Source organism: Brevibacterium sp. 1718, from assembly GCF_051131255.1.
GTDB classification, from domain to species: domain Bacteria; phylum Actinomycetota; class Actinomycetes; order Actinomycetales; family Brevibacteriaceae; genus Brevibacterium; species Brevibacterium sediminis.
The window spans coordinates 888,320-913,016 of record NZ_CP186550.1; the positions used below are offsets into that span (position 1 = coordinate 888,320).

Sequence of the window (24,697 nt, forward strand, 5' to 3'; positions counted from 1 at the left end):
TCAGGCACCGCCTTCGAGGAGGGACGCGACCGCGCTCGGCTCACGGTCGTACACGGCGACGGCGTCGGCATTCCAGCTCAGCTCCACCTCGGTGCCGGCGCTGATCGGCTCCCGCCCGGCGGCAGGCACGCGGGCGAGGATCTCGTCGTTGTCACCGACGACGATCATGTACTGGATGACGTCGCCGAGGAACGAATACGAGATCACGGAGCCGCGGGCCGTGTTCGCCTCTCCGGAACTCTCGCCTGCGGGGGCGACGTGCATCCGTTCGGGACGGATGGCTGCGCGCACTCGGTCGCCGACCTCGAGATTCCGGGGTTCACCGGCGGCGGTGGCCGGTTTGAGTGTCAGCGTCGGGGCCGTGAGCACAGCGTTGGCCGTGCGCAGGGTCGCGGTCGTCGAATCGGTGGACGCCACCTCGGCGGAGATGAAGTTCTGCTTGCCGATGAAGCCGGCGACGAAGCCGTTGTGCGGGTTCGCGTAGATGTCCTCACCGGAGCCGATCTGCTGGATGACGCCGTCGTACATGACGACGATGCGATCGCTCATCGCCAGCGCCTCATCCTGATCGTGGGTGACGAAGACGAAGGTCGTGTCGAGCTTCGTGTGGAGGCGTTTGAGCTCGAGCTGCATCTCCTCCCGCAGTTTCCTGTCGAGCGCCGACATCGGCTCGTCGAGAAGGAGGACCTGCGGCCGGTTGACCAGCGCCCGGGCCAGGGCGATACGCTGCTGCTGACCGCCGGAGAGCTGTTCGGGCTTGCGCCCGGCGAAGTCCTCCATCTGCACAAGGGCGAGGGCATCGCGGACGCGCTGCGCGATCTCCGGTTTCGGGACCTTCGCCTGCTTGAGTCCGTAGGCGATGTTGTCGGCGATGTTCATATGCGGGAACAGCAGGTAGGACTGGAACACCGTGTTGACCGGTCGGCGGTGCGGCGGCAGGGACACGATGTCCTTGCCGGCGAGCAGGATCGCACCGTCGGTGGGGGTCTCGAAGCCGGCGATCATCCGCAGCAGGGTGGTTTTTCCGCAGCCGGAGGGGCCGAGCAGGGAGAGGAATTCGCCCTTGCGGACGTTCAGATCGAGGCGTTCGATGGCGGTGTTGTCGCCGAAGACCTTCTTCACACCCTGGATCTCGAGGTGGTCGAGTCCGGTCTCCGCAGAGGGCGCCGAGGTGGCTGTACTGGTCATGATGGCCTTTCGTCTTCAGCTGGCTGAGCCGGTGGTGGTCGGGGCGGACGGCGTGGTCGGTGCCGGTGTGTGAGGCGGCAGGGCGTCGTGGACGATGCGCCCGTCACAGATCGTCAGTTCGTTCGTGATCTCCGCGATATCGGTCGGCGGCAGTGTGAAGGGGTTGGCGCTGGCCAAGGCGAGGTTGGCCGGCCGACCGGGGCGGATGTGGCCGTTGTCGGCCGAGCGCAGCAGGTGTGCCGAACCTGCGGTGTAGGCACGCAGCGCCGTCATCAGGTCGATCGCCTCGTCGGGCAGCAGCGGCGACTCATCCGCGGCGGTCGGGTGCGAGCGGTTGAGCGCGACATGGATCGCGTCCCACGGGTTCGCCGTCGACACCGGCCAGTCCGAACCCATCGCCAGATGGGCACCGGTACGGTTGAGAGACCCGAAGGGATAGAGCCAGCCGCTGCGCTCGGCACCGAGGAAGGGCAGGTTGAGGTCGATCATCTGCTCGTCATAGCAGGCCCATAGTGCCTGCAGGTTCGCGGTGACTCCGAGTTCGGCGAAGCGCGGGACATCGGCGGGATCGACGACCTGGACATGGGCGATATGGTGACGGCGTTCGCCGGTGTCAGTTAAGCCGGTCGTCCCGGTGCCGGCCGTGCCCTGGCTGCGGACGGCCTCGAAGGCGTCGAGGGCGGCCTTGACCGCGGCATCGCCGATCGCATGGCAGTGGATGTCGAAACCGGCCGCATCGAGAGCCGCGAACGAGGCCTCGAGGTGGGCGCGAGTGAAATAGCTCGTTCCGAAGCCGCCGCAGGTGCATGTGTATTCGGTCGTCATCGCCGCAGTCCGGGACTCGACGATTCCGTCGAGCATGAACTTCACCGAGGTGGCGCGGAAGCGTCCGTCGGAACGTGCGAGATCGGTCAGTCGGGCCACCTCGGCGTCGATGTCCTCGACTCCGCGCGGCCACCACAGGCTGCCGACGACCTCGGACCGGAGCGCGCCCGATTCCGCCGCCCCGACGTAGGTGTCGTACGGGTCGCGGTGGCCGCCGTAGTCGCCGACGATGGCGTCCATCCATGCGGTCACGCCGAGGGAGTTGAGGTAGCGCTGACCTTCGCGCAGACCGGCAAGGACCTCCTCCTCGGAGGCGGAGGGAACGTGGGCTGAGACGAGGTCGATGGCCGATTCGTGCAGGCACCCGGTGGGACGGCCCGCGGAATCGGCGACGATGACGCCGCCGGCAGGTGCCGTGGACGTCTCGTCGAGTCCGGCTGCGGTCATCGCCTGCGTGTTCACCCATGCCGAATGGTGGTCGGCGCTGAGGAGGATCGCCGGCCGATCGGGGCAGGCCTCGTCGAGGATGTCGGCAGTCGGGTCTCCTCCGGGGAAGTGGGCCATGGACCAGCCGCCGCCGATGACCCAATCGTTCGCGGGGTCGGTCGCGCCGTCATCACGGGTCGTCTCGGCGACATAGTCGCGGATCATCTGCAGTGCCGCCTCGAGGCTGTCCGCTCCGCTGATGTCGCAGGCCAGGGCCTCCTGGCCGCCGAAGGTCGTGTGCACGTGCGCATCGACGAAGCCGGGAGTGAGCAGCTTCCCGGCGGCGTTGATCGTGCGCGACGCGGGCACAGCTGCGGGTCCGGTGCCGATCTCGGTGATGATCCCGTCGCGGATGCTCACACGATTCTCGGCGCGCAGAGCCTCACCGTCGAAGATCGTGACATCGAGGATATCGAGGTCCAATGCTGCCTCCCGACTGCAGTGTCGTGGCAGAGGCGGATTGCCGAGCCCGCTCTCTGAGTGTGTTGTGGATCACTGTGAAGTCACCTTAGCGGAACTTCCCCCGTGATTCCACTGATTCCGTTGCGGAAATATGGGTCAAGTGAGGGAAACTGCAACACGGATTGCCGGTAGCGCTGATTCAGCGTCTCACACTGCGATATTCGCACAGGAGCCGTTGGCGGCAATGGTGAAGCCGCGAGGCACCGACTTGTCGTCGATGCCCCGCGGCTTCTGTGGGGTTGTGAACTGAGCGCTTCAGCCGGGGAAGGTCTCTCCGGTGAGCTTCTCGAAAGCCTCGATATAGCGGGCACGGGTCTTCTCGACCACCTCGGCGGGCAGGGCCGGGGGAGGAGTGTCCGACGCCTTGTCCCAGCCGGATTCTTCGGTCAGCCAATCGCGGACGAACTGCTTGTCGAAGCTCGACTGAGCCTTGCCTGCCTCATAGCCCTCGGCGTCCCAGAAGCGGGAGGAGTCCGGGGTGAGCACTTCGTCGCCGAGGACAATCGTGCCGTCGGGCAGGGTCCCGAACTCGAACTTCGTGTCGGCGAGGATGATCCCGCGTTCCCGGGCGATCTGCTCGGCACGCTGGTAGATCTCCACGGTCAGGTCGCGCAGCCTCTCTGCGGTCTCGGTCCCGACGGTCTCGGCGACGGCCTCGAAGCTGACGTTCTCATCGTGTTCGCCGAGCTCGGCCTTCGTCGCCGGAGTGAAGATCGGAGGCTCGAAGCGATCGGCCTCGACGAGTCCGGCCGGCAGCTGGATGCCGCACACGGACCCGGTGGCCCGGTAGTCCGACATTCCCGATCCGGTGAGGTAGCCGCGGGCCACGCACTCGACGGGGAACATGGAGAGGTTCTGCACGATGAGGCCGCGGCCGGCCACGGCCTCGGGCACGTCTGAGCTGATGACATGGTTGCCGATGACATCGGCGAGCTGATCGAACCACCACAGGCTGAGTCCGGTGAGCACCTTGCCCTTGTCCGGGATCTCCGAGTCGAGTACCCAGTCATAGGCGGAGATGCGGTCCGAGGCGACCATGAGCAGCTGCTGCGCACTCGCGGCATCGGCGGCGTCGGCGGGAATGTAGAGGTCGCGGACCTTCCCCGAATACACGTGCTTCCAGCCCGGCAGCACCGGGGCGACCGGTGCGGGGGCGGCGTATCCGGAGGCGAGATCGATACGTCCGGCGGCGGCCGCCTCGGCGATATCGGTGCGGTGCTGCTCACCGTCCCACTTGATCTGGCCGACCGCGGCATAGGCCTTCGCCCGCGCATCGTCGAGGTCGTCGCCGAGGGAGACGACGGAGAGCACGCGGCCGCCGGAGGTGACGATGTCACCGGTCTCGGCGATGTCCTTCGTGATCACGGCATCTTCGGGGGCGAATCCGCCGCTGGGACCGGTCGCGAGTTTCGTACCCGCGTGAAGGGCGCTGACGTCGGGCAGTGTCGCGACGGTGTCGAGTCCGCGGATGATGTCTCCGGTGCTCGGAGTCCCCGGGTAGTTCTCGGCGGCCATGACCACTGTCACCGATGAGCGCGGATCCCATTCGAGGGGCGCGGTCTCGTTCAGGCGTCCTTCGGCAGCGGCGAGCAGCGTCTGGCCCAGGGGGCTGGACAGGCGGGCGAGCACCGACTGGGTCTCCGGATCGCCGAAGCGGACGTTGAACTCGATGACGCGCAGACCCTTCGACGTCAGCGCGAGGCCGCAGTAGAGGAGCCCGGTGAACGGGGTGCCGCGGCGGGCCATCTCATCGACGACGGGCTGGGCGACGGTGTCGATGATCTCGTCAACGGTGCCGGCAGGCAGCCACGGCAGCGGCGAATACGCGCCCATCCCGCCCGTGTTCGGGCCGGTGTCACCGTCTCCGATGCGTTTGAAGTCCTGAGCCGGGGCCAGGGGAACGGTGGTCGTGCCGTCGCAGAGGACGAACAGGGAGACCTCGGGGCCGTCGAGATAGTCTTCGATGACGACCCGGTCGGAGACCTCGAGGCAGGAGCTCGCATGCGTCAGCGCGGCATCGAGGTCATCGGTGACGACGACTCCCTTGCCGGCGGCCAGGCCGTCGGCCTTGACCACGTGCGGGGCGCCGAATTCGCGCAGTGCGGCCGCCGCCTCGTCGGTCGAATAGGCGACCACCGTACGTGCAGTCGGCACGTTCGCGGACTCCATGACCTCCTTTGCGAACGCCTTCGAGCCTTCGAGGTGCGCCGCTTCCGCGCTGGGGCCGAAGACGGGGAAGGAAGCTTCGCGCAGAGCATCCGCAACTCCGGCGACCAGCGGGGCTTCGGGCCCGATGACGACGAGATCGACGTCGAGGGTCTCAGCCAGCGCGGTCACGGCGGCGGCATCCGAGGCATCGACCGCCTCGGTGTGGGCGATCTGCGCGATACCGGGATTGCCGGGAGCAGCGATGACGGCGTCGACCTGCGGGTCGCGCGAGAGAGCGAGGACAAGGGCGTGTTCACGGGCGCCCGAACCGATGACAAGAACCTTCACGCCACCAGCCTAAAGGGTCGTAGGCTTGAGTGCGTGACCTTCTCGACTTTCACCCCCGCGCAGGCTGCCGAGCTCGCAGTCGTCGAGCGCTCCGGCTTCATCGAATCCCGGCACATCGGGTCCGCCGTCGTCCTCGACCCGGACGGATCACCGCTGATCAGTCTGGGCGCCCCCGATGCTGCCGTGTTCACACGCTCGAGTCTCAAACCGCTGCAGGCGATCTCGGCGATGAGCCTTGGGGCGCAGCTCGACGGACAGTCCGCGGCCCTGGCCGCTGCCTCGCACAAGTCCGAAGCCGGGCACGTCAAGGTGGTGGCGTCGATGCTCGACGCTGCTGGGTTGAGCGTTGATGACCTGCAGTGCCCGTCCGCCCATCCCGCCGACGGAGCCTTCCGCCGCGAACTGCAGGAACGCGCACGGGCACAGGGGGACGAGAACACCGACCCGCGCTCGCCCCTGTATTTCAACTGCTCCGGCAAGCACGCGGCGTTCCTCGCCGCCGCCCGCGCCATCGGCGCCGACACCTCCACTTATCTGTCCCCGGACCACCCCGTGCAGCAGAAGGTCGCCGAGGTGGTCGAGACCCTCGCCGGTGAGTCCCCGTCCGCGGTCGGCATCGACGGCTGCGGGGCACCCGTGTTCGCGCTCAGCCTCACCGGCCTGGCCCGCGCGGTCGGCCGTGTCATCCGGATGGGCAGCGCCGACGGCGCGGTTGAGGAGACGGCCGGACCATGGACTGCCTATGAGCGTGAGGCCCGCACCCTCACCGAGGCGGTCTTCGCCGACCCATGGACGATCGAGGGGCACGGCCGACCGAATTCGACCGTCATCGACCGACTCGGCGTCTTCGCCAAGGGCGGGGCCGAGGGCGTCATCGTCATGGCCACTCGGACCGGGTTCGCCGTCGCCGTGAAATGCCTCGACGGAAGTTCCCGGGCCTCAGGGCTCGTCGCCCTCACGCTGCTCCAGCGGGCGGGAGCGTTCGACGCCGAGCCGGGAGCCGCCTCGGCGCCGGAGAACGACACGGTGGACGCCGTGATCGCAGCGATCACGGACCCGGTCACCGGGGGCACGGATTCCGAGGGGCGGACGAACGTTGTCGGGCGCCTGGAGCTCGGGGAAGATATTGCCGATATCGGTGAGAGGAAGAGGGACTGATGGCGATTCGCAGAAGGATCGACCCCGATCAGGGACGCAGCGCACTCGAGCTGTGGCTGACGCAGGCGAGGCTCGACGCGGCCCCGGCCGACCGATCGACCACCGCCACCGCAGTGCGCTTCACCCTCGAGGAGCTCGCCTCCCGCGCCGAAGGCAACAGCGTCGAAGTCCGGGTTCCGCCGTTCGGCGTCACCCAGTGCATCGCCGGTCCCCGGCACACCCGCGGTACCCCGCCGAACGTCGTCGAAACCTCTGCCGAGGTGTGGCTGGGTCTGGTCACCGGACGCACCGACTTCGCGACCGCGCTCGCCGCCGGGGACATCGACGCATCGGGAACCCGAGCCGACCTCGGCGATTTCCTGCCACTCTTCACTCCTGCAGAACTCGAGGCCTGAGCATGAGCGCACAGATCACGCAGACGACGTCGTTCATCGGCGGGCGGCATGTGCCGTCACTGCTCACCTACGCCAATATCGACCCGGCCACCGGCGGCCAGCTCGGCGATATCGCCCGCGCCGGGGCCGATGAAGTCGACCGGGCGGTGCAGGCTGCGGCGAAAGCGCAGCAGGAATGGAAGCGCTCGAGCCCCGAGCAGCGCTCCCGTCTGCTCATCGCCACCGCGGCCGTCATCATCGCCAACCGCGACGATCTGGCCCGCATCGAATCCGAGGACACGGGCAAACCTCTCACCCAGGCCTATGCCGACGTCGATGTATGCGCCCGTTACTTCGAGTTCTACGGGCACACCATCGAGTCCTATTACGGTCACGCGATCCCGCTGGCCGAGGACATGCACGTCTACACGCGCCGAGAACCCTTCGGCGTCACGGGGCACATCGTGGCCTGGAACTATCCGCTCCAGCTCATCGGCCGTGCCGCCGCCACCTCGCTGGCCACCGGCAACTGCGCCGTCGCCAAACCCGCGGACGAGACCCCGCGGTCGACCGTACGGCTGGCCGAACTCATCCACTCCGTCGGCTTCCCGGCCGGAGCCTTCAACGTCGTCACCGGCCTCGGCGCCGAGGCGGGAGCGGCACTGAGCGCCCACCCCGGAGTCGCACATCTTGGCTTCGTCGGATCGACGCAGACCGGTTCGGCCATCGCCCACGCCGCTGCCGATCGGGTCGTGCCCACGGTCCTCGAACTCGGTGGGAAGTCCGCGAACATCGTCTTCTCCGACGCCGATATCGATGTGGCGATCCCGTCGCTGGTGCGCTCGATCATCCAGAACGCCGGGCAGACCTGCTCGGCCGGGTCCCGGCTCATCGTCCACCGTGACATCCACGCCGAGGTCGTCGAGAAGATGGCCGCCGCCATGGCGCAGGTGACCATCGGCTACGGTCTCGACGACCCGATGCTCGGGCCCCTGATCTCGGCCAAGCAGCATGAGCGGGTGGACGGGTTCCTCTCCGAGGTCGACTCCGGGCAGATCGTCACCGGCGGAATACGGCCCGACGGGCTGGCCGACGACCTTGCGGCAGGGGCGTTCATCACCCCGACCATCGTCGACTCCGTCGACCCGGCGTCCCGGATCGCCCAGGAGGAAGTCTTCGGTCCCGTCGTCGTGACCCTGCCGTTCGCCGACGACGATGAGGCCGTGGCGCTGGCCAACGGCACCGACTACGGTCTGGTCTCGGCCCTGTGGACGCAGAACATCTCCCGTGCCCACCGACTGGCCGCCGAGGTCGACGCCGGTCAGATCTTCGTCAACACCTACGGTGCCGGCGGGGGAGTCGAACTGCCCTTCGGCGGGTTCAAGAAGTCCGGCTACGGACGCGAGAAGTCCATCGAAGCTCTCGACGAATACACGCAGACGAAGACCGTCGCCATCAAACTGTGACTGTGCCGAAGAGGGCGGTGCCGAGGTGACCTTTCCAGTCCTCGGGCTCGTCCTCATCGCTTCCGTCGCCCACGCCGTATGGAACCTCGCCGCGAAGTCCGTCACCGGCAAGGGCTTTGCCTTCGTGCTCGCCTACCACGGGCTCTCGGCGATCCTGCTCGCTCCGATAGCAATCGTCATCATCGCCTCCGGAGGCCAGTCGCTGAACTGGGGTCTGGTCGGTGCGGCGGCGCTGAGCGCGGTCTTCCACATCGCCTACTCCGTGGCCCTGCAGTCCGGCTACGACCACGCCCCGCTCGGCGTCGTCTATCCGACGGCGCGCGGCACCGGGCCCGTGGTCACGATCATCATCGCCGTGGCCTTCCTCGGTGAGCGTCCCACCCTCGCCGAGGCGGCCGGAGCCTTCACCGTCATCGCCGGGATCGCTGTCGTCACGATCCGTCCCCGCGGCGGGGTCGGCCCCACCAGCAGTGACGGCTTGCGCCGCGGGCTCGCCTGGGGCGGGCTGATCGGGGCGTTCATCGCCTCGTACACGCTGTGGGACGACTTCGCCGTCAACCATGTCAGCGACTCTCCGCTGCTCTACTTCGCCGTCTCCGAAGCCTGCGTCGGGCTGATCATGACCGCGGGAGCCTTCGCGCTTCCCGGCGGGCGGGAGAAGCGGGCGGACTTCCGGGAGATCCTGACGAGCCACAAGCGCGCGCTGGTGACCGTGGCGATCCTCTCACCCCTGGCGTATGTGCTCGTCCTCTATGCGATGCAGCAGGCACCGGTGGCGCTCGTGGCCCCCGTGCGGGAGACCTCGATCATCGTCGGCACCCTGCTGGCCTGGTGGTTCTTCGGAGAGAGGAACGTGGTGCTCAAACTCGCCGGTGCCCTCATCGTGGTCTTGGGTATCGGGCTCATCGCCCTCGGGTGAGAGAGACGCGATTCAGCGGCGGCGCCCGGGCTGACGGCGGTTGACCCGCACCACCCGCACCGGGCACACGGCGTGCGAGAGCACACCCTGCGACGTCGACCCGAGGACGGTGGCGACGAACCCGCCACGGCCGCGGGAGCCGATGACCATGAGCTCGGCGGTGTACGTGGCGGATACGAGGACCTCGGTGGCGGGAGCATCGAAGACCGAGTACCGCACCTCGAGATCGGGGAAGTCGCCCTTCAGCGAGTCGGCAGCGGCGGTGAAGGACTTCGCCGCTTCGTCGTACATCCGGATGAGGTGCTCCTCGCTGGGCATCCACTCGGGCGAGAGGATGTGCGTGGCGGTGACTCCGACGAGGCGCAGCGGAACACCGTAGATCGCGGCCTGAGAGGCTGCGGCACGCAGCACCGGGGTGTCGGTCTCGAAGGGATCGACGGCGGCGACGACCTCCCCTGAGAAATCGGGTCGGGTTCGTCGGTCCGCCTCGGCGGTGGGGTCATGCGTCGTGCGGACGGGATCGTCGACGGGCAGGGGAGTCGTCGGCATGACCCGGGTCGGCCACGTGCTCGGGACGACGACAGTGGGGCACTGCGAGTGCGCGGGCATCGCCAGGGCCACGGATCCGAGGAGACGACCGGCGAACCCGCCGCGACCGCGGGCGCCGACGACGGCGAGGGCGGCGTTCTTCGAATGCTCGACCATGACCCCGGAGGCGTCACCGGGCGCGATCGTCGTCGATACGGGAACGCCGGCCTTGGTGACGGTGGCGGCGGCCGCCTCGGCGATGTCTTCGACGGTCTTCTTCACGGCGCTGTCGAAGTCGGCGGGGTAGACGATGTCGGCCTGGCTCATATTGACGCCGGGGACGGTGTAGGCGGAGACGATGCGGATCTCGGAGGAGGTCTTCTGCGCATGCGTGATCGCCCACTGCAGGGCGCATTCGGCGTTGTCGGAACCGTCGATGCCGACGATGATCGTGTGGGACATATCGGAACCTCTGTCTTCAGTGACCGTCAATCTGGTTGAGTCCAGCATAGTTGTGTCCAGTTTATGGGAACTGGCATGAGACTGCCTGGGAGGAACCTCAGGCTGACTCGACTAGACTGTTCGCGACCTGTTGTTCCGGGGCGATCCCGGCGTTTCATCGGCCTCAAGGCCACGTGTCCAAGGAGATCATGAAGGACCAGATCGACGTCTCCGTCCGTCGCAGCCCCAAGTACTCGGTGTTCATGGGCATCGGCGCGGTGCTCGGCATCGTGCTTGCTGGAATCCTCGCGGTCTTCGTCGACCCGGCCGATATGCCGATGGGCTACACGGTGGCCAAGGGACTGGGCCTGCTGCTGCTCGTCCTCGGGATCGGCGGACTGTTCCTCGGCGGACTCGTCGCGCTCATCCTCGATTGGCGGGGGCGGAAGAAGTCGAAGGAGTTCCGGGTCGGTGCGCAGATCGACGTGGTCGACGACCCGAAGGAGATCGCGCGCCGTCGCATCGCCGAAGCCCGCGGGGAGGACCCGGATGCCGGCGCCGCCGAGGGCGGAGCCGCCTCGGCGAGCCTGGACGCCGCACCTGAGGCGGATGACTCCGCACCAGCGGCAGACGATGTTGAGCCCACTGCCGACGATGCGGACGAGGCGGGAACGGGCCGGGATACGGCCCCCGGTTCCACAGTCTGATCACCGGGTCAGAGCGCCGTTGCGGGTATGAGACAATTTCACTCGTGGCAAGAGGAGACGGGCAGCTGACGCACGAAATCGACCCCCAGGACCGCGGACCGCAGGACGAATGCGGTGTGTTCGGAGTCTGGGCCCCCGGCGAGGAAACCGCCAAACTCACATACTTCGGGCTCTACGCCCTGCAGCACCGCGGACAGGAGTCCGCGGGAATCGCTGCCAGCAACGGCAAGCAGATCCTCATCTACCGCGACATGGGCCTGGTCTCCCAGGTCTTCCATGAGCGCGATCTCGAGCTTCTGCAGGGCCATATCGCCGTCGGGCACACACGGTATTCGACGACCGGATCACCGTCGTTCGAGAACGCTCAGCCCACCCTGGGGCCGACTCCGTTCGGCACCGTGGCATTGGCGCACAACGGCAATCTGACGAACTTCGACGCCCTCGAGGCCATGGCCGATTCCCGTCGCGACCACGCGACGAAGGTCGTCGAGGAGGCCACGAAGAAGACGTCCCGCACCCGGCCCTTCCGTGATTCGTCGAACGACACCTCCCTGGTCACCGAGCTGTTCGCGACCGAAGAGGGTGAGAACCTCACCGAGGCGGCCCTGACCCTGCTGCCCCATGTCGAAGGTGCGTTCTCGCTGGTCTACATGGACGAGCACACCCTCTACGCCGCCCGGGACCGGCACGGGGTGAGGCCCCTGTCGCTGGGACGGCTGGAGAACGGCTGGGTCGTCGCCTCGGAGACCGCGGCGCTCGACATCGTCGGCGCGAAGTTCGTCCGCGACATCGAACCCGGAGAGCTCATCGCCATCGACGAGGACGGTCTGCGTTCGCACCGCTTCGCCGAACCGGACCAGGCCCGCTGCGTCTTCGAATACGTCTACCTCGCCCGTCCCGACAGCATGCTCGCCGGCAAGAACGTCCACGCCGCGCGCACCCAGATGGGCCGGCAGCTCGCCGAGGAATACCCGGTCGACGCCGACCTCGTCATCGCCACTCCCGAATCCGGAACCCCTGCGGCCGTCGGCTATGCCGAGGCCTCGGGCATCCCGTTCGGCCAGGGGCTGATGAAGAACGCCTATGTCGGACGCACGTTCATCCAGCCCTCACAGACCCTGCGGCAGCTGGGCATCCGCCTCAAGCTCAACCCGATCCGGGAGAACATCGAAGGCCGACGCCTCGTCGTCGTCGACGATTCGATCGTGCGCGGAAACACCCAGCGGGCGCTGGTGCGCATGCTGCGGGAAGCCGGAGCGGCAGAGGTCCATGTGCGCATCTCGTCCCCGCCGGTGAAGTGGCCGTGCTTCTACGGAATCGACTTCGCCACCCGTGCCGAGCTCATCGCCAACGGGCTGACGACGAACGAGATCTGCGAGAACCTCGGTGCGGACTCTCTGGGCTATATCTCTCTGGACGGCATGATCGCCGCCACCCAGCAGGAGCGCAGCCAGCTGTGCACCGCCTGCTTCTCGGGCGAATACCCGATTCCCGTCAACAACACCCCCGCCGACAAAGGATGCTGAGTTGAGTTCCGACGCGAACCCGAAGTCCACCACCTATGCCGCCGCAGGCGTCGACGTCGAGGCCGGAGACCGCGCCGTCGAACTCATGAAGGCCGCGGTCTCGGCCACCCACAACTCCTCGGTCGTCGGTGGGATGGGCGGATTCGCCGGACTCTTCGACGTCTCCGTGCTCAAGGACTTCGAGCGTCCGCTGCTCGCCTCGTCGACCGACGGTGTGGGTACGAAGGTCGCCATCGCTCAGGCCATGGACAAGCACGACACCATCGGCTACGACCTCGTCGGTATGGTCGTCGACGACATCATCGTCTGCGGTGCCCGGCCTCTTTTCATGACCGACTACATCGCCTGCGGCAAGGTCGTGGCCGAACGCATCGCTGATATCGTGCGCGGAATCGCCGACGCCTGCGCCTCGGCCGGAGTCGCACTGGTCGGCGGGGAGACCGCCGAACACCCGGGTCTGCTCGGGGTCGATGAGTACGATGTCGCCGGTGCCGCCACCGGAGTCGTCGAGGCTTCGAAACTGCTCGGCCCGGAGAAGGTCCGTGCCGGGGACGTGCTCATCGGTCTGCCGTCCTCGGGCATCCACTCCAACGGATACTCGCTGGTCCGCCACATCATCGCCGAGGCGGGATGGGGCCTGGATACGCATGTGTCGGAATTCGGGCGCACCCTCGGTGAGGAGCTGCTCGTTCCCACTCATGTCTACACTGGCGAGCTCGCCGCTCTCTTCGACGCACTGCCCGACGCGGTGCATTCGGTCTCGCACGTCACCGGCGGGGGACTGTCGGCCAATGTGGCCAGGGTGCTTCCGCAGGGTCTGGTCGCGAAGATGTCGCGTGCCTCGTGGGAGATCCCGGCCGTGTTCTCCGTGCTCGGCGACCTCGGCGGAGTGCCGCAGGACGACCGGGAACGCACCTGGAACCTCGGCGTCGGCATGGTCCTCGTCGTCGACGCAGCGTCGGTCGATGGTGTGCTCAAGGCGAGCCCCGGAGCCTGGGTGCTCGGCGAAGTCGCCGCCGATGACGGTTCGCTGGCGACCGATCCCTACTATGTGCAGGGCGCCAAGGGCGTCGACGGCGGCGCCGCGATCCTGCAGTAATGGGTCGCGTGCCTCGCGCAGCCGGCTGGCCTGGTCGCGGGGCATCCCTCACCGTTAGTCTCGCCCTCTCGGCGCAGAGGCTTCGCACACCGTTAGTCTCACACCCTCGTGTTCCTGCACGGGGGTGTGCTGCTTGCGGTGCGTGATGGCCGCGGGAGTGGAGGAATTGCACTCAACGGTGCGTGATGCTCCTCGGTCACAGCCGCCTCGACGAGGGGATGGAACTCGAGTTCTCGGTCATTCGGCGCGGTTGCGCATGGCGAGTGCCGCCTCGGCGGGGGAATGCCCACGAGCGGAGGGAGCGGCGGGCCCACGACCGTCTGCGCGCACGACTGAGGGCGGGGACCGAAGTCCCCGCCCTCAGTGCGTGTCAGATCAGCCGTGTGCGGCTGGACTCATCCGAGCTCAGTTCTCGTACTCGTCGTCATCGTCGACATTGTACTTGTCGGCGTAAGCCGAGTAGTCGGGTTCATCGTCGTACGGATCGGACGGACCGGACTTGCTCGCGTCGGCGCCCAGCTCCTGCTGGAGTCTATTAAGGTCGGTATCCGGGCTGTAGTACTTCAGCTTCCGAGCTACCTTGATCTGCTTTGCCTTTGCGCGGCCGCGACCCACTGGCGTGACCCCCTCCGTCGTCAATGGGGCGAATGGCCCCGGACTAGATCTCTGCTATGCGCTTAAATCCTACCTGTTCATACTGGGAAGTTCCATTTTGTGAGTGGACCTTGGATAGGCTGAACCCATGGCCTACCGTCGCGATTATGTCGTCACCCTGCGGATCTTCGAACCCCTTGTGGTGCATTCCGAATTGCAAGACAGGCAGGTAGAGGACAACAGGTCACGCATCGAGGAGCAGATCTCCCACGACGCTGACAAGCGCTTGATCTCCCTGCCGCCTTCGCCCGTGGCTGATTCCTTTCGGCGCACTCCGATCTACCTTCCAGCGTCTCAGACCGCGGACGGGGTGGACCGTTTCTGTCCTGCTCAGGAAGACATTCGTGGATGGGAGGCGCTCGATTCGCTGGCCGAGCACACCTCGAAGGCGACCTTGGACATCGTCGCTCCGAAGTCCGCTCGCCGACGTGCCGCCAGCCGTCGTGCGGAGTGGCTGCAGGACGCCAAGGACACGCGGATCTTCACCCGCGTCTCTGCCTGGGACGTGCCCCCGTCGTGGTGGCTGTTCTTCTCTCTGACCGAGGATCAGATCATCACCGAGGAGACCGACGAGGGCCTCCGGGTGCTCATCCATACGGATATCCTGGCCGCCTCGGCGCGCATGGAATGGGCCTCGGAGACGATCGCGGACACCTCGAAGGTCGTCGATATGGTCGAGCAGACCTCGGTTCTGGCCGAGTGGATCGACACCTTCGACATGAACTCGGTCCTCGAACTCGACCTCGGCGGGATGTCCGATGTGCTGTGGCCGAGCGAAGCCGCGGAACTCGTCGACTCGTGGGTCACGGCGCTGAGCAACAACGATTCCGAGTCAGCGGTCGCCGCCTTCCAGAAGTATGCGGCCGGCTGGGAGCAGCTCAACCTCTACGCCCGCAGCTCCTGACCCCAATTACTACCTGACGGGGGCTGAGCAACCTGGCGCCAGGTTGCTCAGCCCCCGTCAGGTAGTAAGAAGGGCGGATAGGATTGTCTGCGAACGAGCCGCACCCGAGAGGACGAGTCCCGCAAGCGTATGGAAGAGAAGAAGCGCCGTCTCCTGACGAGCCAGGACCCCGCTGCTCAGGGGCCTGACCCCGCCGCATCGTCCGCCTCACGCACAGGCGAGCCCGGCTCGGATCAGTCCGCCTCCGATGAGTCCGCGACCGACGTTGCCACGTCCACCGGTACCCCGAACCCCGCGACCCGGGTGAAACCGCTGTCGAAGGTCTCCGTCGGCTGGCGCATCGTCGTTCCCGCCATCGCCTTCGTCATCCTCACCTGCGGACAGTTCCTCAACACGAACGACTTCTTCCCGCTCGGATCGCTCACCCAGTACGCCACCGCCAAAGACCTCAACGGAACCGTGAACTCCACGTGCATCGAAGCTCAGTTCCCCGGCGAGGACGAACCGCGCCGCCTCGGGTTCAATGCCGCGACCGTCGGCATCGAACGCGGTGACGTCGAATCCCAGCTCGACAGAGTCATCGCCCACCCCGAACTCCTGCAGTCGATGGCCGACTCGTACATCCGGCTGCACCCGGACGAACCGAAGCCCGAAACGATGATCCTCTGCCGCACCACCACACAGCTGAAGAACGGCCTGGCCGTCGGCGAACCCGAACAGACGACGCTGGCGAAGTGGGAGGTCCGATGAGCAGCATCCCGACCTTGAGATCCACCCCCACCGAGGCGGCCCCCACGATTCCGCTCCTCCGCTGGTTCATGCCCGAGGTCCCCCTCGCTCGGGTGGCCGTGTTCCGTGTCTTCATCTACCTGTTCATCATCATCGATGTGCTCACGATCTCCGGTGATGTCATCGCCCACGGCTGGACGCCCGAGTTCTACCAGCCGCTGTGGCTGGCCCGGTTCCTCCACATCCCTGCTGTCAGCGTCCTCGGTGCGCAGATCCTGCTCACCCTCATCATCGTCTTCTCGCTGCTCGCCGCCGCCGGAATCCTTCAGCGCCTCAGCGGCTGGGCGGTGGCGCTCAGCTTCGGCGCGTGGATGTTCTACACCCAGGGCTACGGTTACGTCGCCCACGATCATATGGCGCTCGTCATCGCCGCCTTCGTCCTGCCGACGATCGGAACGGCGCGCTTCCGGGACGTCGGCACCGCCTCGGCGCGGGCCGGCTGGGCGCTGCGGATGGTGCAGATCTCCGTCGTCCTCACCTACTTCTACTCGGTGGTGATGAAGTGGATCGCCTCGGGCAACATCACCCACTGGGCCAACGGTGCGGTCATCATTTGGGCGCTCATGCGCCGCGGCGCCGAATGGTCGAAACCGTTCCTCGAGATGCCCGGCCTCCTCATCGCCGCGCAATGGGCGACACTCGTCTTCGAGTTCCTTTCGCCGGTTGTGCTGTTCCTCAAGCGCGGGTGGCTGTACGGGGCCGTAGCCTTCTTCTTCCTCTTCCACCTCATGACCTACCTGGCGCTGGGCATCCACTTCCTGCCGACCGTCATCTGCTGGGCGGCGTTCCTGCCCCTGGAGAAGCTCGTGCCCAAGCGCTTCACCAGCACGGGCACCGCCTAATCCGCGGCGTCGTCGACCCGGCTGAGCGCGCTGATCACAGCGCGCACCGCGACACGTTCGGCCGTGTCCGGACGCATCACGGCTACGATCCAGCGTGTCGTCGTCACCCCCGTCAGTGGCACCAGTGACAGTCCCGCATCGCGCGGCGTCGTGAACCGGGGGAGGAGCGCGACCTGGTCCGAGGAGGCGACGATCGCTTCGATGAGCCGGTTGTCCCGGATGCGTTGGACGACGTCGAGGTCGCGACCGGTGAGATGCTCGATCGAGGTGAGGATCGTGTCGAAGGGGTATCCGCGGGGCACTCCCACCCAGCGACAATCGACGACATCGTCCGGGGTCAGCTCGGCGCGATCGGCAAGCCGATGGCCGATGGCGAGGGCCACGTCGATCGGTTCGCGGGCGAGCGGGACGACGGTGAGTCCGTCGGTACCCAGGGGGCGTTCGGCGACGAGGCTGTGTGCGACGACGATATCGACATCTCGGGTCAGCCCCGCGAATTCGTGCTCGGCGAGGTCGACATCGTCCATGCGCAGATCGATGTGCGGGTGGTCCTCCCGCAGCCTGCGCAGCGCATCGGGGAGGAGGTGGGTGAGCGCGCTCGGCAGCCCGGCCAGGGCGATCTCTCCGGCAGCTTCGCCGAGGTGGCCCTCCCATCGGGCCTGCACCCGGGCAAGCGTGCGGGCCACGTCCCGACCACCGTCGGCGAGCAGTCGTCCCGCGGCTGTGAGCGTGAGTCCGCGACCGGCGGGTTCGACGAGAGCGTGGCCGATCTCGCTCCCGGCCTGCCTCAGCTGCTGAGAGACGGCCGACGGGGAGCGATGGGTGACATCGGCGACGGCGGTGACGCTGCCGTATTCGTCGAACAGGCGCAGCAGCTCAAGATGCTTCGGATCGATGACCATGAAGCCATGCTACAGAGTCGATGAAGCACTCTGCGATTGTGCTTCATTGTTCTCGAAGTTGAGAATGGGGCCATGTCATTCAAGCACTGCCTTCTCGCCGCCTCGGTGGCGGTCATGTGGGGACTGAATTTCCTCGCCATCGATCTCTCCCTGGCCCAGTTCCCACCCTTCTTCCTCGTGGCTCTGCGCTTCGCCCTGCTCGCGGTTCCCGCGCTGCTCTTCGTACCGAAGCCCGACGTCAAAGCGCGGTGGATCATCGGCTACGGACTCGGCTTCGGACTGCTGCAGTTCCTCTTCCTCTACTGGGCGATGGCCGCCGGCATGCCCGCGGGCCTCGCGTCCCTCGTCCTCCAAGCCTCGGGCCCCTTCACGGTGCTGCTGGGCATGACATTCCTGCGCGAGAGGGTCCGCGGCTCGCAGATGGCCTTCCTCCTCATCGCGATGGCAGGGCTCGCCGTCGTCGGCTGGCAGCGCTTCGACTCGAACGCGAGCTTCCTGCCCTTCCTCCTCACCCTCGCCGGCGCCTTCGGCTGGGCGATCGGCAATATCTGCAACCGGCAGGCTCACACCACTGAGCCGATCAAGCTGACGATGTGGATGTCGCTCGTCCCGCCCGTGCCGATGCTCGCCCTCTCCCTTGCGGTCGAAGGACCCGACCGGGTCGGGGCGTCGTTTTCGGGACTGACCACCCCAACCGGACTTCTTGCCATCGCTGGGCTGATCTATACAGTGGTCATCGCGACGATCCTCGGTTCGGGCGTGTGGTCGTGGCTGATGTCGCGCAACCCCGCCGGAGTCGTCGCCCCCTTCTCGATGCTCGTGCCCGTCGTCGGAATGAGCGCGGCGTTCGTCTTCCTCGGCGAGCGGGTCACCGTCGGCGAGCTGTGCGGGGCCGTCCTTGTCATCATCGGGGTCCTCGGCGCGGGTTTGAAGGCCGCGAAAGGGGCGCGGATTCTCGCCGCCGCTGAGGCGGTCGTGCCGGTGAGCGCGCCAACGGAGGATTCGACGCGGGCGATTCCATCAGGGCCAGTTGACAGGTGTTCGCGTAGCCTGAGGTCATGACCGCCGATGATGCGCCTCCGACCCTTCATGACGACCGCCTGTCCGCCGAGGATCTGCTCGCGTCCCCGCGGGGACGCTCGCTCGTGTTCGGGCTGGCCCTCGAGCAGGTCGAGAGTTTTCCGTGGACTGGCGATGAAGAAGCCCCAGGCGCGGAGGCGGTGGTGCGCAATCTGAGGTGCCTGTGCCCGATTGCGCCGACTTGGAGTGCAGTTAAGGAAGCCATGTCCGACGTAGTCGACGCTGCAGTGTATTGGCAGCCTCCTGATGATGACGATTGGGGGACCGCGGAAATCGGCGAGGTGCGCGAGGCTCTGCGTCCTTTCGCCGAGATGCTCGTTTCCACGGGCTTGCTAGATGCCTGGTCGAAGCCACTCGATCCCGATGATCAGTGGGCGCTGGGCTGGGACGACAAAGAACTCAATGAAGTCAATGGACGCCACACAGGACTGCCCGCGGTCTTCGACCTCGAGACAGGCCCGACGGATGAGCGCATAGAAATCACTCTGACCGATCTATACCCGCCTCTTGACGAAGACGGAACGAGGCTCCCCTGGGGATTCGACGAGTGGCTCGCCTCTGTCCTCACCACGGAAACCCGTTACCGTCACAACTTCGCCAAGGACCCCTACGACGAGCTCACCGGCGAATGGTGGTCGACCCCACCCCATGGCCTCTGGTCGTCGACGGGAACGTGGCCGGATGGAACCCCGATCGGCCTCGAACTCGTTGAGGATGACCTCGGTCTCGAACGCGCCCGAACCTGCCGTCTGCGCCTGCGCCCGGACGCCCGCATCGCCGAGATCCGCCGTCCGGAGGACTGGGCGGATCTGTGCCGCCGCTACCCACTCGACGTCACCGCCCAGCGCCGTCAGGTGTGGTTCGAGACCACCGGTCGCAGGGGACGCTGGGTCATCCCCGACTGGACACGCGTGGCCGAGGAATACGACGGTGTCCACGTCGGTCTCGCCGGCTATCTGCGGGCGGCAGGTGCGGTCATCGATGTGGCGGAGGGCCACCTCGGCGAGGAATCGGAGACCATCCCCACGGCAGGTAACACGGACGATCGGACCGCGAGTCTCGTGGCGGGCTGGCACCCGGATACTACGTACTGGCTGAACAACGTCATCGAGGCCGTCACCGAGGTGGCCGAATGGCACTATGACAGCGACGCTGATCGGTGGGTGCGGGGCTGAGCCGGCCGCGCGTCCCTGTGGAGACGCGCTCAGACGGTCGGGGCCGGCAGGGAGGGATCAGTCGCCCGGGGCCAGGCTCGGGGCCTCCGTGATCCCGAACCGGGACTTGAGAGCCCGGCGGGCGGCGAACCAGCCGTTCATCCCGTGCACGCCCGGTGCCGGCGGGGTCGCTGCCGAGCACAGGTAGGCACCGGGGACGCCGAGGCTGTAGTTGTCCCAGCTGGTGCGCGGGCGGGCCATCATCCGGTAGAAGGAGACGATGCCGGTGGCGATGTCCCCGCCGATGTAGTTCTGGTTGTGCCCGGCCATCTCGGAGGCGGGGATCGCGTTGTGCGCGACGATGCGGTCGCGGAAGCCCGGGGCGAAGCGTTCGAGCTGGCGGGTGATGTACTCGGTCGGGTCGAGCGGGCAGTCGAAGGGCACGTGCGCATACGTCCACAGCGGTCGCAGGCCGTTCACCTCGCGGGATGGGTCGAAGACGGTCGGATCCGAGACGAGGCACACGGGATCGGCGGGCATGCGACCGGACATCACCTGTGCCTCGGCGGCGGCCATCTGCGTCCGGGATCCGCCGATGTGGATAGTGCCGGCACGGCCGACCTCGGGGTCGGACCAGGGGACCGGTCCATTGAGGACGAAGTCGACCTTGGCAGCGGCGTTGCCGTGTTTGAAGCTGCGCAGGGCTTTGTCGACGTGGCTCGGGATGAGGCCGGAGAAGATCTGCGCGGCGTTCAGCGCCGAGGTGTCGAGCAGGTAGGCGCGGGCAGCGGGCATGTCCGATACGTGGTCGATGCGCGCATCCGTGTGCACGGTTCCGCCGTGGGCTTCGAGGTCGGCGACGAGGTAGTCGATGATCGACTGCGATCCGCCGATGGGGGAGGGCCAGCCGCCCGCGTGGGCGACGGTAGAGAGCATCGTGGCCGTGGCCGCGGTGCCCATCGCCGGCAGCCCACCGATGGCGTGCGCGGCGACGCCGGTGAACAGGGCCTGGGAGGATTCGTGGGAGAGCGGAATGTTCCACGCGGGACTGGCCTGGGACAGGAGCCGCAGGCCGAACTTCACGACGTTCGCGATGCCGGGAAGATCGCGCAGGGTCTCTGGCACAGAACGTTTGTCACCGAGGGAGAGCCAGATCGCGTCATCGACCCGGTCGAGCAGCGGAGCGAAGAAACGCCGCCATTCCGGTCCTGCCGCGCCGAGGTGGTCGACCGTCTTTTCGAGATCGTGGAAGGCCAGCGCGGCGGGTTTGCCGTCGAGGGGCTGGGCGTAGGAGATCTCGGGGGTGGTGAACTCGAGGCCGCGGGCACGCAGGTCGAAGTCGACGAAGAAGGGGCTGGCGATGGCCAGTGGGTGGACGGCCGAGCAGATGTCATGAGTGACGCCGGGGGCCAGACCGAGGTCGAGGGTGCGGGCGCCGCCGCCGATCGTCGGCTGAGCCTCGTAGACTTCGACGCTCAGCCCGGCACGGGCCATGGTGACGGCGGCGGCCATGCCGTTCGGGCCGGATCCGATGACGACTGCATCTACACCTGTGCTCATGGGGCCAGTCTAGGTCAGTGAGATGGACGGCTGCGGTGTGCGTTCCCTGGCGGCTCAGTTGTCGTACACGTTGTCGAAGAAAGCGCATTCGAGGTCGACGGCGTGCCGCCACACGCGGGTCAGGGACTCGGCGGCTTCGGCGTCGCCGGAGGGGAAGACGCGTTCGAGTTCGTCGACGAGGAACTGCACCCACCCGTGAAAGGCCTCGCCTCGGTGGAGATCGATCCAGCCTCGGTGAATATGTCGCGGCGGCATGTCCTTCCGGGACTCGGCCCAGTCGAGATAGAGCCATTCGGCGACAACGAGGACGACGAGCAGCTGCGGATACGACGCCGAAGCGACTGACGAGTCCATGAGATTGCGGAACCCAACCGTCGGGGCGGTCAGTTCCGGGTGGAGATAATCGGCTGTATCGACTCCCAATTCGGCGAAGGAGTCGACGAAATAGGTGTCCTCATCGGCGACGAGCATTCCCAGCTGTCGGGCGAACCGCAGCTTCGCCTCGAGTTCATCGGCGTGGGCCACGCACGCGCCGAGCATCGACAGAAACGACTCGAAGAACTGATAGTCCTGCACCAGATAGTCGCGCATCACTGCGTCGTCGATGCTGCCGGCGAAGAGATCCTGGACGAATCTGTGTTCGACGGCTCCCGCCCACTGCCGGCTGGTCGAACTCACCAGTGCTGATACCGCTCCGTCGGCGTCCACGGTGATCGATGTGTCGAAATCTGTGGTGGTCATTGCTTGTCCACTCCCTCCGCCGGTGCTCACCGGATCAGGTTCAAAGGGTCTGCATGCGCACTCTCAGCGCCGGTCCTTTCGGCGCTCCCCTGTAGCACATCGACACTATCATCGGGATAAGGTGTGCTGTCAGAGCGAACGGGCCAGGGCCGGCAGATCAGGGCCGGTCGGGCCCGGACCGGCGGATCAGGGTCGGCCGTTCCAGATCGCGATTGTCGAGCACCCATGTGGCGTTTTCCCACGGAGCAGCCTCGGCGAAGTAGAGTCGCTGACCACCGACGTAGCGGCGATTCGACTCATCCTCGGGATCGGCATCGAAGGCTCCGGCAAATCGCTCGTTTCCTCGTGGGACCGAGACTTCAAACGGAACATCGACCCAGATGCTCGCATCCCAGAGATCCACAAGCTCGGGACGATGGAGGAAGATTCCCTCGACCAGGAGGACGCAGTCGTTCGGCAGGCTCCGAGGTTCGGGCGCTATCGGCCGATCCTTGTCGACGTCCCACACGGCTGGAACGACCGAGTCGCCTCGTCGAAGTGGTTCGACGACGGATTCGACGAAGGCTCCGTAATCATAGGAACGGCGATAGAAGGTGTCTGGCCCCTTGCCTTGGGCGTAGCGGATCGCCCGAGGGTGGTGGAACCCGTCGATGCTGATGGCGGTGACCCGGCGGTCGGAATCTTGTCCAGGAACGTCCGCAGCGGTCTTGGCCAAATTCACGAGCTCGTGAGCGAGCATCGTCTTCCCCACACCGTCGACCCCATCGAGGGCCACGAGAGCGCGTTGCCTAGGCCGGACTGCGCGGAGATCGGCGAGCAGGTGACGTAGGACCGTGTCCCGGGACCTCACCTGGATGCGGACCCGGCGAGTGGCACGGACGGTGGGGCCGCCTCGGCGAGGGTGTCGGCGATGAAATCGGCGATACGGTCCGCGGCAGGCTGACGACCTGCCGACTGTTCGGCGGACTCGACGGACGGGTTGTAGTTCGTGTTCGTGTTGATGTCGTAGACGACCTGACGGCCGTCGGCGGTCTCGATGAACTCGACGCCGGCGATCTCGATGCCGAGGTCGGCCAACAACGTCTCGAGCCGAGCGATGAGCGGTGTTCCGGCCGTGATCTCCTCACGGCGGGCGAACTGGGGGACCGCCTCGACGTCGGGATCGGCCCCGGCACTCGGAATCGTGCAGGCATCGGCCGGGCACAGCTCGAACGACCCACCTGAGATGTCGACGCGCACCGCATAGTGGAAGCGTCCGCCGATGACTTCGGCACGGGTGATGAACGGCTGGGCAGGCTGCACATATTCCTGGATGAGGGTGATGCCGTCGATCGGCGCATTCGCTCCACCGGGCGCGAACTCATCGGCGACCGCCTCGAGCTCGGCGTGGGAGTCGAAGCGACGCACACCGAGGCCCTTGCCGCCCTGATTGTGCTTCGTGATGAATGGGGGAGTGAAGCCGGCCGCGGCGTCGACGAGCGCCCCCGGTCCGAACGCGGCGGCGGTGCGCGGAACATCGAAGCCCCGGCCGGCCAGCTCGCGATGCTGACGGACCTTGCTCACCTCGAGCTCGTAGACATCGCGTCCGTTGATGACTCGGCGGCCGGCGGCGGCGAGCCAGTCGAGGACCGCACGCCCGTACTCCTTCACATGCGGATCGGTCCGGGTGTGCGCCGACGCCGACAGCCGCGACCAGAACACCCCCTGTGGGGGCTCGGCGTCGAGATCGATCGTGGTCTCGGGCAGCAGCCATTCGACGTGTGCGACGCCGAGGCGGTCGAGCGCATCCGTGAATGGTGCGATCCATTCCGGATTGTCGTGGATGATGTGCACCGTCGGAGTGCCGCCGACGGGCAGGGCATGAGAACTCATCGCGAACCTTCATCGTGTGGAGCCGGTGCGGCCGAGAGTACGCGGAAACATCGGCGGATCTGCTCAACAATCCTACGCCCTGGTGTCCAGCCCTTCGCTGTGTCAGTGCGGCGGCGTAGACTCGGGGCATGGCTATCGCAAAGCAGCCCGTTGTCGTGCTCGACGCCCCTGACGCCGGTGAACTCGCAGAGTTCTACGGCAAACTCCTGGACTGGTCGGTCACCGTCGAAGAAGACGGCACCTGGGCAGAAGTCGTCTCCAATTCGTGGCCGCCGATCTGCATCCAGCAGGTCGAGGACTACCACGCACCCAGCTGGCCCGGGCAGGCCCACCCGCAGCAGATGCACCTCGACGTCATGGTCGATGACCTCGACGTCGCCGAGGAAGCCGTGCTCGAGATCGGCGCAGGCAAGGCCCCAGAGCAGCCGGGAGAGACGTTCCGAGTGTTCCTCGACCCGGCCGGCCACCCGTTCTGCCTGTGCAAGGGATGACCGGCCCCGCCCAGAGCTGATCCGGAGAGACCG

The 24,697-nt window shown here is 66.8% G+C and carries 23 protein-coding genes and 1 riboswitch; of the genes, 13 read left to right on the forward strand and 10 right to left on the reverse strand.

The window, feature by feature from the left end:
- The 3 genes from ACOZ9V_RS03785 to purD all read right to left on the reverse strand — a co-directional run bounded on the left by ACOZ9V_RS03785 (position 1) and on the right by purD (position 5,457).
- A complete protein-coding gene (locus ACOZ9V_RS03785; RefSeq protein ID WP_139470420.1) occupies positions 1 to 1,188 on the reverse strand; it encodes an ABC transporter ATP-binding protein in 1,188 nt (395 codons plus the stop codon).
- Between the two features lie 15 nt (positions 1,189 to 1,203).
- A complete protein-coding gene (locus tag ACOZ9V_RS03790) occupies positions 1,204 to 2,922 on the reverse strand; it encodes an amidohydrolase (protein ID WP_139470419.1) in 1,719 nt (572 codons plus the stop codon).
- A gap of 294 nt (positions 2,923 to 3,216) precedes the next feature.
- Positions 3,217 to 5,457 (reverse strand): phosphoribosylamine--glycine ligase, encoded by a 2,241-nt coding sequence (purD, locus tag ACOZ9V_RS03795; RefSeq protein WP_434593787.1) that lies wholly within the window; start codon positions 5,455 to 5,457, stop codon positions 3,217 to 3,219.
- 33 nt (positions 5,458 to 5,490) lie between these two features.
- On the opposite strand from purD, the gene ACOZ9V_RS03800 reads away from it, so the two are divergent.
- From ACOZ9V_RS03800 to ACOZ9V_RS03815, 4 genes are read left to right on the forward strand one after another with little or no spacing between them, the layout of a single operon-like run.
- Positions 5,491 to 6,615 carry an asparaginase gene (locus ACOZ9V_RS03800; protein WP_434593790.1) on the forward strand — a complete coding sequence of 375 codons (1,125 nt, stop codon included), beginning with the start codon at positions 5,491 to 5,493 and terminating at the stop codon, positions 6,613 to 6,615.
- Entirely contained in the window at positions 6,615 to 7,010 is a 396-nt protein-coding gene (locus ACOZ9V_RS03805) for a sterol carrier family protein (protein WP_139470416.1), read from the forward strand. The genes ACOZ9V_RS03800 and ACOZ9V_RS03805 overlap by 1 nt, the downstream gene beginning before the upstream one ends.
- A 2-nt stretch (positions 7,011 to 7,012) precedes the next feature.
- Positions 7,013 to 8,455, forward strand: coding sequence for an aldehyde dehydrogenase family protein (locus tag ACOZ9V_RS03810; protein ID WP_139470415.1), 1,443 nt, complete (start codon positions 7,013 to 7,015; stop codon positions 8,453 to 8,455).
- Positions 8,456 to 8,480: 25 nt separating this feature from the next.
- Positions 8,481 to 9,374 (forward strand): EamA family transporter, encoded by an 894-nt coding sequence (locus tag ACOZ9V_RS03815; protein ID WP_434593794.1) that lies wholly within the window; start codon positions 8,481 to 8,483, stop codon positions 9,372 to 9,374.
- 12 nt (positions 9,375 to 9,386) lie between these two features.
- Here the strand turns inward: ACOZ9V_RS03815 and ACOZ9V_RS03820 are convergent, their stop codons facing one another.
- Complete coding sequence (locus tag ACOZ9V_RS03820; RefSeq protein WP_434593796.1) at positions 9,387 to 10,364, reverse strand: universal stress protein; 978 nt, start codon at positions 10,362 to 10,364, stop codon at positions 9,387 to 9,389.
- 188 nt (positions 10,365 to 10,552) lie between these two features.
- Between ACOZ9V_RS03820 and ACOZ9V_RS03825 the strand changes: the two genes are divergently transcribed.
- From ACOZ9V_RS03825 to purM, 3 genes are read left to right on the forward strand one after another with little or no spacing between them, the layout of a single operon-like run.
- Positions 10,553 to 11,050 (forward strand): hypothetical protein, encoded by a 498-nt coding sequence (locus tag ACOZ9V_RS03825; RefSeq protein WP_434593799.1) that lies wholly within the window; start codon positions 10,553 to 10,555, stop codon positions 11,048 to 11,050.
- A 44-nt stretch (positions 11,051 to 11,094) separates the two neighbouring features.
- Positions 11,095 to 12,576, forward strand: coding sequence for an amidophosphoribosyltransferase (gene purF, locus ACOZ9V_RS03830; RefSeq protein ID WP_181272273.1), 1,482 nt, complete (start codon positions 11,095 to 11,097; stop codon positions 12,574 to 12,576).
- Between the two features lies 1 nt (position 12,577).
- The gene (gene purM / locus ACOZ9V_RS03835) at positions 12,578 to 13,675 is read left to right on the forward strand and encodes a phosphoribosylformylglycinamidine cyclo-ligase (RefSeq protein WP_259356891.1); all 1,098 of its coding nucleotides are present in this window, start codon (positions 12,578 to 12,580) and stop codon (positions 13,673 to 13,675) included.
- Between the two features lie 405 nt (positions 13,676 to 14,080).
- On the opposite strand, the gene ACOZ9V_RS03840 is transcribed toward purM, so the two are convergent.
- Complete coding sequence (locus tag ACOZ9V_RS03840; RefSeq protein ID WP_101546328.1) at positions 14,081 to 14,290, reverse strand: DUF3073 domain-containing protein; 210 nt, start codon at positions 14,288 to 14,290, stop codon at positions 14,081 to 14,083.
- Between the two features lie 127 nt (positions 14,291 to 14,417).
- Here ACOZ9V_RS03840 and ACOZ9V_RS03845 point away from each other — a divergent pair, with 127 nt between their 5' ends.
- The 3 genes from ACOZ9V_RS03845 to ACOZ9V_RS03855 all read left to right on the forward strand — a co-directional run bounded on the left by ACOZ9V_RS03845 (position 14,418) and on the right by ACOZ9V_RS03855 (position 16,864).
- The gene (locus ACOZ9V_RS03845) at positions 14,418 to 15,233 is read left to right on the forward strand and encodes a hypothetical protein (RefSeq protein ID WP_139470409.1); all 816 of its coding nucleotides are present in this window, start codon (positions 14,418 to 14,420) and stop codon (positions 15,231 to 15,233) included.
- A 129-nt stretch (positions 15,234 to 15,362) separates the two neighbouring features.
- Positions 15,363 to 15,983: a hypothetical protein gene (locus ACOZ9V_RS03850; RefSeq protein WP_181272271.1), complete on the forward strand. Its 621-nt coding sequence runs from the start codon at positions 15,363 to 15,365 to the stop codon at positions 15,981 to 15,983.
- Entirely contained in the window at positions 15,980 to 16,864 is an 885-nt protein-coding gene (locus ACOZ9V_RS03855; RefSeq protein ID WP_434593805.1) for a hypothetical protein, read from the forward strand. Before ACOZ9V_RS03850 ends, ACOZ9V_RS03855 begins: the two co-directional genes overlap by 4 nt.
- On the opposite strand, the gene ACOZ9V_RS03860 is transcribed toward ACOZ9V_RS03855, so the two are convergent.
- Positions 16,861 to 17,766 carry a LysR family transcriptional regulator gene (locus ACOZ9V_RS03860; RefSeq protein ID WP_219922503.1) on the reverse strand — a complete coding sequence of 302 codons (906 nt, stop codon included), beginning with the start codon at positions 17,764 to 17,766 and terminating at the stop codon, positions 16,861 to 16,863. The genes ACOZ9V_RS03855 and ACOZ9V_RS03860 overlap by 4 nt on opposite strands.
- A gap of 72 nt (positions 17,767 to 17,838) precedes the next feature.
- On the opposite strand from ACOZ9V_RS03860, the gene ACOZ9V_RS03865 reads away from it, so the two are divergent.
- Together ACOZ9V_RS03865 and ACOZ9V_RS03870 are read left to right on the forward strand one after the other, a co-directional pair.
- Complete coding sequence (locus tag ACOZ9V_RS03865) at positions 17,839 to 18,828, forward strand: EamA family transporter (protein WP_181272269.1); 990 nt, start codon at positions 17,839 to 17,841, stop codon at positions 18,826 to 18,828.
- A complete protein-coding gene (locus tag ACOZ9V_RS03870) occupies positions 18,825 to 20,021 on the forward strand; it encodes a hypothetical protein (RefSeq protein ID WP_434593809.1) in 1,197 nt (398 codons plus the stop codon). Before ACOZ9V_RS03865 ends, ACOZ9V_RS03870 begins: the two co-directional genes overlap by 4 nt.
- Positions 20,022 to 20,078: 57 nt before the next feature.
- Here ACOZ9V_RS03870 and ACOZ9V_RS03875 read toward each other — a convergent pair whose 3' ends face one another.
- The 4 genes from ACOZ9V_RS03875 to ACOZ9V_RS03890 form a co-directional block, all read right to left on the reverse strand.
- The gene (locus ACOZ9V_RS03875; protein ID WP_434593812.1) at positions 20,079 to 21,560 is read right to left on the reverse strand and encodes a phytoene desaturase family protein; all 1,482 of its coding nucleotides are present in this window, start codon (positions 21,558 to 21,560) and stop codon (positions 20,079 to 20,081) included.
- A gap of 54 nt (positions 21,561 to 21,614) precedes the next feature.
- The gene (locus tag ACOZ9V_RS03880) at positions 21,615 to 22,301 is read right to left on the reverse strand and encodes a TenA family protein (protein WP_434593815.1); all 687 of its coding nucleotides are present in this window, start codon (positions 22,299 to 22,301) and stop codon (positions 21,615 to 21,617) included.
- Positions 22,296 to 22,402: riboswitch (TPP riboswitch) on the reverse strand. Its footprint overlaps the gene before it by 6 nt.
- A gap of 56 nt (positions 22,403 to 22,458) precedes the next feature.
- Positions 22,459 to 23,076 (reverse strand): uridine kinase, encoded by a 618-nt coding sequence (locus tag ACOZ9V_RS03885; RefSeq protein WP_434593817.1) that lies wholly within the window; start codon positions 23,074 to 23,076, stop codon positions 22,459 to 22,461.
- A gap of 71 nt (positions 23,077 to 23,147) precedes the next feature.
- Entirely contained in the window at positions 23,148 to 24,173 is a 1,026-nt protein-coding gene (locus ACOZ9V_RS03890) for an ATP-grasp domain-containing protein (protein WP_434593820.1), read from the reverse strand.
- Between the two features lie 128 nt (positions 24,174 to 24,301).
- Here ACOZ9V_RS03890 and ACOZ9V_RS03895 point away from each other — a divergent pair, with 128 nt between their 5' ends.
- Positions 24,302 to 24,664: a VOC family protein gene (locus tag ACOZ9V_RS03895; RefSeq protein WP_139469148.1), complete on the forward strand. Its 363-nt coding sequence runs from the start codon at positions 24,302 to 24,304 to the stop codon at positions 24,662 to 24,664.
- Positions 24,665 to 24,697 lie beyond the last annotated feature (33 nt).

What these genes read in the sequence shown, in the direction of transcription:
- ACOZ9V_RS03785 (WP_139470420.1), bottom strand. Translation starts at nt 1,188, where the DNA reads ATGACCAGTACAGCCACCTCGGCGCCCTCTGCGGAGACCGGACTCGAC.
- ACOZ9V_RS03805 (WP_139470416.1), top strand. Translation starts at nt 6,615, where the DNA reads ATGGCGATTCGCAGAAGGATCGACCCCGATCAGGGACGCAGCGCACTC.
- ACOZ9V_RS03810 (WP_139470415.1), top strand. Translation starts at nt 7,013, where the DNA reads ATGAGCGCACAGATCACGCAGACGACGTCGTTCATCGGCGGGCGGCAT.
- ACOZ9V_RS03820 (WP_434593796.1), bottom strand. Translation starts at nt 10,364, where the DNA reads ATGTCCCACACGATCATCGTCGGCATCGACGGTTCCGACAACGCCGAA.
- ACOZ9V_RS03825 (WP_434593799.1), top strand. Translation starts at nt 10,553, where the DNA reads ATGAAGGACCAGATCGACGTCTCCGTCCGTCGCAGCCCCAAGTACTCG.
- ACOZ9V_RS03845 (WP_139470409.1), top strand. Translation starts at nt 14,418, where the DNA reads ATGGCCTACCGTCGCGATTATGTCGTCACCCTGCGGATCTTCGAACCC.
- ACOZ9V_RS03850 (WP_181272271.1), top strand. Translation starts at nt 15,363, where the DNA reads ATGGAAGAGAAGAAGCGCCGTCTCCTGACGAGCCAGGACCCCGCTGCT.
- ACOZ9V_RS03855 (WP_434593805.1), top strand. Translation starts at nt 15,980, where the DNA reads ATGAGCAGCATCCCGACCTTGAGATCCACCCCCACCGAGGCGGCCCCC.
- ACOZ9V_RS03860 (WP_219922503.1), bottom strand. Translation starts at nt 17,766, where the DNA reads ATGGTCATCGATCCGAAGCATCTTGAGCTGCTGCGCCTGTTCGACGAA.
- ACOZ9V_RS03865 (WP_181272269.1), top strand. Translation starts at nt 17,839, where the DNA reads ATGTCATTCAAGCACTGCCTTCTCGCCGCCTCGGTGGCGGTCATGTGG.
- ACOZ9V_RS03870 (WP_434593809.1), top strand. Translation starts at nt 18,825, where the DNA reads ATGACCGCCGATGATGCGCCTCCGACCCTTCATGACGACCGCCTGTCC.
- ACOZ9V_RS03875 (WP_434593812.1), bottom strand. Translation starts at nt 21,560, where the DNA reads ATGAGCACAGGTGTAGATGCAGTCGTCATCGGATCCGGCCCGAACGGC.
- ACOZ9V_RS03880 (WP_434593815.1), bottom strand. Translation starts at nt 22,301, where the DNA reads ATGACCACCACAGATTTCGACACATCGATCACCGTGGACGCCGACGGA.
- ACOZ9V_RS03890 (WP_434593820.1), bottom strand. Translation starts at nt 24,173, where the DNA reads ATGAGTTCTCATGCCCTGCCCGTCGGCGGCACTCCGACGGTGCACATC.
- ACOZ9V_RS03895 (WP_139469148.1), top strand. Translation starts at nt 24,302, where the DNA reads ATGGCTATCGCAAAGCAGCCCGTTGTCGTGCTCGACGCCCCTGACGCC.